The sequence below is a fragment of the Leclercia sp. AS011 genome (genome assembly GCF_037152535.1).
Taxonomy (GTDB): Bacteria; Pseudomonadota; Gammaproteobacteria; order Enterobacterales; family Enterobacteriaceae; genus Enterobacter.
The window spans coordinates 1-1,507 of sequence record NZ_JBBCMA010000015.1; the positions used below are offsets into that span (position 1 = coordinate 1).

Sequence of the window (1,507 nt, forward strand, 5' to 3'; positions counted from 1 at the left end):
TATACGGTTAACCTTGCTACAGAATATAAGTCGCTGACCCATTATACAAAAGGTACGCAGTCACACCACAAGGGTGCTCCCACTGCTTGTACGTACACGGTTTCAGGTTCTTTTTCACTCCCCTCGCCGGGGTTCTTTTCGCCTTTCCCTCACGGTACTGGTTCACTATCGGTCAGTCAGGAGTATTTAGCCTTGGAGGATGGTCCCCCCATATTCAGACAGGATACCACGTGTCCCGCCCTACTCTTCGAGTTCACAGCAGGTGTATCTTCGTGTACGGGAGTATCACCCTGTACCCTGCGACTTTCCAGACGCTTCCACTGACACACATGCTGATTCAGACTCTGGGCTGCTCCCCGTTCGCTCGCCGCTACTGGGGGAATCTCGGTTGATTTCTTTTCCTCAGGGTACTTAGATGTTTCAGTTCCCCTGGTTCGCTTCGTTAAGCTATGTATTCACTTAACGATAGTGTGACGAGTCACACTGGGTTTCCCCATTCGGAAATCGTCGGCTATAACGGTTCATATCACCTTACCGACGCTTATCGCAGATTAGCACGTCCTTCATCGCCTCTGACTGCCTAGGCATCCACCGTGTACGCTTAGTCGCTTAACCTCACAACCCGAAGCTGTTTCACTTCTGATTGCGAAAATTTGAGAGACTCGGACACACCTTCATCTGCTCTTGTTACGGAGAGCAGACACGGCGTGTCGTTTCAATTTTCAGCTTGATCCAGATTTTTAAAGAGCAAATATCTCAAACGTCACCCGAAGATGAGTTTTGAGATACTGATTGGTTGTGCCTTTCACTCACACCCAGCAAGTGGCGTCCCCTAGGGGATTCGAACCCCTGTTGCCGCCGTGAAAGGGCGGAGTCCTAACCGCTAGACGAAGGGGACACGATGTGTCACGACTTCGCAGCCGTCTTGCTCGTTACTTTTCATCAGACAATCTGTGTGAGCACTGCAAAGGCAGGTTCTTTAAGGTAAGGAGGTGATCCAACCGCAGGTTCCCCTACGGTTACCTTGTTACGACTTCACCCCAGTCATGAATCACAAAGTGGTAAGCGCCCTCCCGAAGGTTAAGCTACCTACTTCTTTTGCAACCCACTCCCATGGTGTGACGGGCGGTGTGTACAAGGCCCGGGAACGTATTCACCGTAGCATTCTGATCTACGATTACTAGCGATTCCGACTTCATGGAGTCGAGTTGCAGACTCCAATCCGGACTACGACGCACTTTATGAGGTCCGCTTGCTCTCGCGAGGTCGCTTCTCTTTGTATGCGCCATTGTAGCACGTGTGTAGCCCTACTCGTAAGGGCCATGATGACTTGACGTCATCCCCACCTTCCTCCAGTTTATCACTGGCAGTCTCCTTTGAGTTCCCGGCCTAACCGCTGGCAACAAAGGATAAGGGTTGCGCTCGTTGCGGGACTTAACCCAACATTTCACAACACGAGCTGACGACAGCCATGCAGCACCTGTCTCAGAGTTCCCGAAGGCACCAA

1 tRNA gene and 2 rRNA genes are annotated in these 1,507 nt (G+C 51.4%); all 3 read right to left on the minus strand.

The window, feature by feature from the left end:
- Positions 1 to 615, minus strand: a 23S ribosomal RNA gene (locus WFO70_RS22275); the annotation flags it as partial.
- Positions 616 to 823: 208 nt separating this feature from the next.
- Positions 824 to 898 (minus strand) — tRNA-Glu (locus WFO70_RS22280).
- An 87-nt stretch (positions 899 to 985) separates the two neighbouring features.
- Positions 986 to 1,507 (minus strand): 16S ribosomal RNA (locus WFO70_RS22285); the annotation flags it as partial.